We start from the raw sequence: 6,694 nt of genomic DNA on the forward strand, positions 1-6,694 counted from the left end.
CGCGTACCCGTGTCGCCGCCGGCGACACGGGTACGCCGTGCCCGGTCGCCGCGGGCGCGGTCCTGCTCTCCTCGTCGCCGCCACGGGGCGTGGACGGCTCCGTCAACGGCGACGGTCCCGGTCCTGGTCGGCCGCGGCACGGCTGTCCGGCTCACCGGCACCGATGGTGTCCGAGTACTCGGCCGGGTCGAGCGTGCCCTCGCGGTCGGGGCCGATGCCGCTGCTGCCGCCGGGCTGGCCACCGCCCGTCGTCCCGTAGCCGCCCGGGACGCCGGGGACGCTGTCGGCGTCGGCCTGTTCCCGGCTGACCTGCCGCGTGGCCCGGACACCGGCGCGGCGCTCGGCGTGGGGATAGCTGAACGGTTCCGCCTCCGCGCGTTCCTCCTCGGCCTTCTTCGCCGCTTCCGCGGCGTTCTCCGCCTGCTGACGCGAGCTACCTGTTTCATCCTTTTCAGTCATATTGTCCGCGTACCCCTCGAGCCGGCCGGCATGCGGTTCCCGGCCGGCTCGTGGGGCTCAGGTCGTGACCGTGGGGGCGGGAGGGGTCCAGCGGGCCGTGCGCGCGGCGGTGACGCCGTAGTCCTTCTTGAGCTCCTCCGGGATGGCGTAGTGCATGACGCGGCCGCGGGTGAGTGAGCTGAGCTCCAAGAGGGTGGTGAAGTGACCCAGGCGGTCCAGGGCCCAGGCGCCGAGGGGCGAGCGGTCCTCGATCGATTCGAGGATGCCCAGCAGGGCGGGGGCGGCCTTGACCGCCGTGTCCCACGCAGTGCGGGGCACCTGGAGCCAGTCGGCGCAGGTGTCTCCGACTAGGTAGCGGATCAGGGCCCCGACGACGGGGTCGAAGAGGGTGCCGGGGACGACCTCCTCGTAGAGGTCGATGAGTTGGCGGGTCAGATGGGCCCCTTCCTCGCTCGGGCCCATGTGACGGGTCATGTAGAGGTCGGAGAACTGTCGGGCCCGGGGGAGATCCGCGGGTGCGTGGTCCTGGTCGACGCCGAGCATGGCGCCGACGACGCGCCAGGCGTAGTAGTACGCCTCGGCCCCCTCCGTGCTCATGTGGATGCCCAGCCGGTGCAGGGCGTCGAGCACCTGGATGGAGAACATCATCTGGCCGCCGATCATGTCCTCCTGACAGATCGGCGTACCGAGGTTCTCGGTGTCCCAGCGGCCCTCGCGGCGCAGGTGGTGGCGGACGGACGCGTGCAGCAGCCGCACCTTCTGCACGGCGGGGATGAAGCGGCTGCCTGCTTCGAAGGCGCCCGGCTGCATGAGGTAGACGGTGAACTGGCCGGTCTCCGCCATGCGTTTGGAGGGGTACTTCAGCGAGTGCGTCGCCGACAGCAGCCTGGCGACATGGGGCAGGACGTAGCAGGCGGGCATCGACGCGAACGACAGGGCCGTGGAGATGTGCACGTTGTTGTCGATGAAGAACATCCTCGCCCTCTCCATCTCCTCCCAGTCGACCCAGGACGGCGGGGCGGCGGTCTGGTGGAGGTACTCGCGGGCCACCTCGGGCAGCCCGTCCGGCAGCGGAGCGCCGGCCGTGGAGACGTAACGCATGAGGGTGTTGAACGTGCCGACCTCGCCCCGTTCGAAGAGCGTGGCGACGGTCGCGTCGGCCAGTTCGTCGCCTGCCGTCCGCAGGGCGTCGAGGGACTGCTCGGTGTAGGTCATCACGGCTCCTCCGTGGGCCAGACGCGGCGATGTGGGCCGGGGTGGTGGATCGTCAGTGCAGGCGTACGGTGGCCGCCCGGGCGAGTCCGCCCAGCGCGTGAGCGGCATCGGCGGGCAGGGAGGTCTGCTCGAGGGCGTCGAGTGCGGCGCGTACCCGGCCGCTGATCATGTCTTCGATGCGGGCGGGGGCCCCGGTGCGGTGCATGATCTCCCGCACCCGGGCGAGTGACGCCTCGTCCGGGATGCCGTTCCCCAAAAGCCTTCCGAGCTCCGCGCGTTCCGTCGCGGTGGCTTCCTGCCACGTCTGCGCCAGCAGCGCGGTGGGCCGGTGCGCCGCGATGTCGTCGGCGTTCGCCTTCCCTGTACGGCCGGGGTCGCCGAACAGTCCGAGGAGGTCGTCACGGAGCTGGAACGCCTCCCCCAGCGGCAGCCCGTAGTCGGAGAGCGCTTCCCGGAGGTCGTGGGAGGCCCCGCCGAGGGCGCCGCCGATGTGGAGCGGATGTTCGACGGTGTACTTGGCGGTCTTGTAGCGGATCACCTTCAGCGAGGCGGCGGTGTCGGGGCGGGTCCCGGTGCGGAGGATCTCCAGGCACTCCCCCGCGACGAGTTCGCGGGCCAGGACCGCCCACAGCGGCCGCGCCCGGGACAGATAGGCCGCGGGGAGACCGCAGGCGGTGAACAGCTGCCCGGCCAGCGACATCAGCAGATCACCCACGAGCATCGCCAGGGACCTGGCCGCGGCCCTGGGGCGGGGGCTCGCGGCCACCGCGGTGCGCAGGGCGACGTGCGCGGTGGGCAGCCCGTGCCGCAGGGGGCTGTCGTCGATCAGGTCGTCGTGGACCACGGCCGCGGCGTGCACCAGTTCCATGGCCGCGGCGGCGCGCACCAGGGCGTCGCTGTCGGGCTGGCCGGCCGCACGCCAGCCCCAGTAGCAGAAGGCCGCCCGGAGCCGCTTGCCACGGCTCGTGGCGATCCGCAGCTGGTCGGCGACCGCGGCGAGGTCGGCGTCGACGGCCAGGAGATGGTCGATCTCCTCCTCCACGAAATGGAGCAGGACGTGGTCCACCCGGGCCTTGAACGCCTCTCGCTCACCGTTGTCAGACATCGCCGCGACCACGCACGGCGGTCGCGTGCCGGGCCAGCAGTTCCATGTACGGCGGCGAGGTCGAGGTGCAGCGGTCCAGGGCGAGGCGGCCGCGGGCCTTGATGTCCTGCCGCCCCTCGTCGGCCAGTTCGGCCACGTCGGCCCGGCGGAGCAGCCCGCGTAACCCGTCCAGCGCTCCGCTCACCGTGCTGACCGCCAGGTCGGCGACGCCTGCGGCCAGCAGCACCATGTCGTGCGTGTCCTGACCGCGCCCGTGTTCGGTCCCCTGCATGGGTCCACCCCTCCCCCTCGGCCCGCGCCCCCGTACGGGAAGCGCGGTGGCCGTGCCTGCCCGGGGCGGAGGTGATCCGCACCGGTGCCTTCATGGGAAGGGTGCCGAGGCGCGTGGAGCGCCGCGACGGAGATCACCGAAGGGATGACCTACCGAACTGCCGTTCACCTGGGGTATCCCTTCCCGGCGCCATGCACTCCCGCGGGGTGGGGAACGGCCGCCGGCCGTCGCGGGAGAGCGCTCGCCCGGCGCCCGTCGGTCGCCTCCCGGGACGCGACCGCCGCGGGAGTGGAGCTCACCCTCACTCCCGCGACGGACACGGTGGTGCCTCTACTTCAGGTAGGGGCCGGCCGTTCCGATCTTTCCGGTGCCGCCCAGGACGTAGACGCGCAGGTTGCCCTTTCCGGGCGCGGCGACGGTGAGCCTGCCGTCTCCGACGGTCCTGGTGTCGCCGGTCACGGCGTCGGTGTAGGTGCCGTTGGGGATGCCGGTGTACACGGCGCCACCGGAGACGGTGACGAGCGCGAAGCTGTCCGTACCGCCGCTGGTGTAGCGGCGTTTGAACGCCATGCCGCCGGTGATGCCCTCGGTGGAGTACTGGCCCATCTGGAGGGCCGGGACCGCCCTGCGGATCTCGTTCAGCCGCTGCACGTGCTTGACGAGCGGCTTCTCCAGGGTGGCGGCGACGGCGCCGGTGGCGGATTCGACCTTGGAGAATCCGGAGGCCTTGACGTCTCCGGCGATGTGGTCGCCGTAGTAGGCACGGCCGGTGGTGGCCAGTGGGCAGCTCGGCCCGCAGTCGATCTTCTTGCCCGCCTGGAACTCGCTCTCCGAGCCGTAGTACAGGGTGGGAATGCCTCGGAAGGTCCACATCAGCGACATGTTCTCGGCCCAGGCGTCGGTGCCGCCGGTGTAGCGTTCGCTGCTCTTGTTGGGGCCGTAGTCGTGGCTGTCGACGTAGACGACGTTGTAGGTGGCGTCGTTGTAACTGTCGTCGGAGTCCTTGCCGTTGCTGAAGGCGTTCTGCGCGTCACCGAAGTTCATGTGCATACGCATGTCGATGACGTTCATTCCGGAGAACCTGCTGTGGTCCGGTGCGTGGTAGGCGTTGCCGTTCAGGAACGCGTTGGCGGAGGTGGGCTGGTTCGACGTGCCCAGCTGCTGCTCGTGGTCGTACATCTCGAGCGCGGCCTTCTGGTCGTCGGCGCTGTACTCCTGGCGCTCCTTCCAGGTGTAGAACTGGGCCGAGTGGTTGACCGAGCCGCGGTTCCACTTGTCGTTGACGAAGGCGGCCACCTCACCGAACACGAAGAAGTTCTTCGCGGCCTCGGCGCCGTGCTGCTGGGTGACGCGCGCCTGGATGGCGGGCAGGAAGCGGCGGTTCCAGGTGGTGCGCGGGATGTGGACGGCGGTGTCCACGCGGAAGCCGTCGACGCCCATGTCGATGTACTTGTTGTAGGCGCCGATCAAATGGTTCTGCACCTGGGCGTTCTCGGTGTTCAGGTCGGCGAGATCGTCGTGGAGCCAGCACGAACGGGAGTCCTCCCCCTCCCAGTTGCCTATCCAGCAGTTGTGGTAGAGGTTCTTGGGGAACATCCCTGACGTCGGGCTGGGCCACTGGCAGTTGTAGATGCGGTAGCCCTCGGGGGAGGTGTACTGCGTCGGCTTGCCCCAGTCGACGCAGGTGTTTCCGGCGGGCTCCGCCGTCGACCACAGGTCACCGTTGTAGTACGACTTCCCCGACTTGGTCTCGACGGTCAGGCCGTCGTACTCGAAACCGGGCTGCTTCTCGTCGTAGTACCAGCTCCACTGGGAGTCGCGCACGCCGTGGACGGTCGGCACGAACAGGCCCTTGGCTCCCCAGCGGGAGGAGTGGTTGTAGACGACGTCCTGGTAGATCTTCATGCCCTTGGCGTGGGCGGCGTTGATCAGGTCCTGGTAGGAGGCGCCGGCCGATTCCAGGCGGGGGTCGACCTTGTAGAAGTCCCATCCGTGGTAGCCGTGGTAGTCGTAGTCGGAGCGGTTGAGCACGACGGGGGTGACCCATACGGCGGAGAAGCCGAGGGCCTTGATGTAGTCGAGCTTGTGGATGAGTCCCTTGAAGTCGCCGCGGAACATGGGGTCGTTGTTGGCCTCGTTCCCTGAGGCCTTGTGCTTGCTGCCGCCGCGGTTGTTCGACGTGTCACCGTCGTTGAACCGGGCGGTGAGGACGAAGTAGATCGGGTCCTTGCGGGGGTCCGTGCCCAAGGGCTTGCCGGGAGCGGGCGCTTCGGGCCTGGTGCCGGTCGTCGCCGTGGCGGCAACGGAGGCGGCCGACAGGTTCCCGGCGGCGTCAACCGCCTTCACCGTGTAGGTGTAGGCGGTCCTCTCCTCCAGTCCGCCGTCGGAGAAGACGGTGGACGCGACGTCGGTGACGACGCTCCCGCCGGTGCCGCCGGTGCGGGTCACCTGGTACTTGGTCACACCCCGGTCGTCGGTGGAGGGCTCCCAGGTGAGGACGACGGACACGCCGTCGGCGCTCGCGGTCACCCGGGTGGGGGCGGTCGGTGCCCTGGTGTCGGGCACCTCTCCCGCACAGGGATCGGCCGCGCCGGGGGTCACGGTGTTGTTCCGGACCGTGCTGGTGCCGGTTCCGATGGTGTAGTCGCCGCCGTTGTTGTTGTCCCAGACGCCGTTGCCGTTGTTGAAGGCGGCGCTCAGGGAGGTCGCCGGCCCGAGGTCGAGGGTCTGCTTCCACCAGCCGGTGCAGGCGGCCTGCATGCCGATGCCCGGCACCGCCGTCCACGCCCCGCCCGCGGGGCGGTAGTGGATGTTCGCCGTCGACCAGCCCAGGGCGTGTGTCGAGTAGTACACCGTGGCGGCGTTGCCGGGGGCGGGTGTCGGATCCGGGTCCGCGCCGCCGGCGCAGGGGTCGGAGTGGGCGACGACGCCGTCCTTGACGGAGATGCTGCCGGTGCCGAGGGCGTAGTTCTTGCCGCCGTTGTTGTCCCATGTGCCGGAGCCGTTGTTGAAGGTGGCCTGGAGACCGCCCGCGGAGCCGAGGTCCACGGTCTTCTTCACCCAGTCCGCGCAGGCGGTCTGCATCGCCACGCCCGGGACGGTGGTCCATGGTCCGCCGTCGGGTGCGTAGTGCAGGTTGTAGGCCGGCCAGTTCTTGGTCTTCGTGTAGTAGAAGACCGTTGCGGTGTTCTCGGCCGCGGCGACCGGGGCGGTCGCGGGCGCCTCGGGGCCGGGCACGGCCGCGGTCAGGCCAAGCAGGGCGCAGGCGGCGACGGCTGCCGCCAAGGGGCGTCGGAGCACCCGGGCAGGAGTGCGTTTCATGCGTCTCTCCATGGGAGGAGGCCACGGCGTGGGTACGCCGCGGATGTCGACAAGAGCAGATGCTCGGTGAGCACCTGTCCGATTCCGCCCACTGCTTCGACGCGCCGCCAAGCCGCAGGAACCGCACCCGGAAGCGCGGTCGGAAACTTTCCGAAACTCTTTACAACGGCGGGAAGTTACCGGGGGAAAGCCGCCGCGTAAAGGGCTCGCGTCATGACGTCCGGCGCGGCCACGGCAACTGTCCCGTGAGCGGTGGCGCCGGTCCGTTCTCAGGACGTCTCTGCCCCGGCACAGCAGTCGGCCGGTGCCTCGCGGGACTCACG

At 70.0% G+C, this 6,694-nt stretch carries 5 protein-coding genes; all 5 read right to left on the minus strand.

The window, feature by feature from the left end:
- Positions 1-102: 102 nt before the first annotated feature.
- The 5 genes from ACWGH4_RS28020 to ACWGH4_RS28040 all read right to left on the minus strand — a co-directional run bounded on the left by ACWGH4_RS28020 (position 103) and on the right by ACWGH4_RS28040 (position 6,371).
- On the minus strand, positions 103-459 hold the full coding sequence (locus ACWGH4_RS28020; RefSeq protein ID WP_453465845.1) for a hypothetical protein: 357 nt from the start codon (positions 457-459) through the stop codon (positions 103-105).
- Between the two features lie 57 nt (positions 460-516).
- Positions 517-1,674 (minus strand): oxygenase MpaB family protein, encoded by a 1,158-nt coding sequence (locus tag ACWGH4_RS28025; protein WP_453465847.1) that lies wholly within the window; start codon positions 1,672-1,674, stop codon positions 517-519.
- A 52-nt stretch (positions 1,675-1,726) separates the two neighbouring features.
- Entirely contained in the window at positions 1,727-2,779 is a 1,053-nt protein-coding gene (locus ACWGH4_RS28030) for a polyprenyl synthetase family protein (protein WP_453465849.1), read from the minus strand.
- Positions 2,772-3,050 (minus strand): polyprenyl synthetase, encoded by a 279-nt coding sequence (locus tag ACWGH4_RS28035; protein ID WP_453465851.1) that lies wholly within the window; start codon positions 3,048-3,050, stop codon positions 2,772-2,774. The genes ACWGH4_RS28030 and ACWGH4_RS28035 overlap by 8 nt, the downstream gene beginning before the upstream one ends.
- A gap of 330 nt (positions 3,051-3,380) precedes the next feature.
- The gene (locus ACWGH4_RS28040; protein ID WP_453465853.1) at positions 3,381-6,371 is read right to left on the minus strand and encodes a carbohydrate binding domain-containing protein; all 2,991 of its coding nucleotides are present in this window, start codon (positions 6,369-6,371) and stop codon (positions 3,381-3,383) included.
- Positions 6,372-6,694 lie beyond the last annotated feature (323 nt).

It is taken from the genome of Streptomyces sp. NPDC054847 (assembly GCF_053610925.1).

Bases quoted from the DNA above. Each gene is read 5' to 3' on its own strand.
- ACWGH4_RS28035 (WP_453465851.1), bottom strand. From the start codon at position 3,050: ATGCAGGGGACCGAACACGGGCGCGGTCAGGACACGCACGACATGGTG.
- ACWGH4_RS28025 (WP_453465847.1), bottom strand. From the start codon at position 1,674: ATGACCTACACCGAGCAGTCCCTCGACGCCCTGCGGACGGCAGGCGAC.
- ACWGH4_RS28040 (WP_453465853.1), bottom strand. From the start codon at position 6,371: ATGAAACGCACTCCTGCCCGGGTGCTCCGACGCCCCTTGGCGGCAGCC.
- ACWGH4_RS28020 (WP_453465845.1), bottom strand. From the start codon at position 459: ATGACTGAAAAGGATGAAACAGGTAGCTCGCGTCAGCAGGCGGAGAAC.
- ACWGH4_RS28030 (WP_453465849.1), bottom strand. From the start codon at position 2,779: ATGTCTGACAACGGTGAGCGAGAGGCGTTCAAGGCCCGGGTGGACCAC.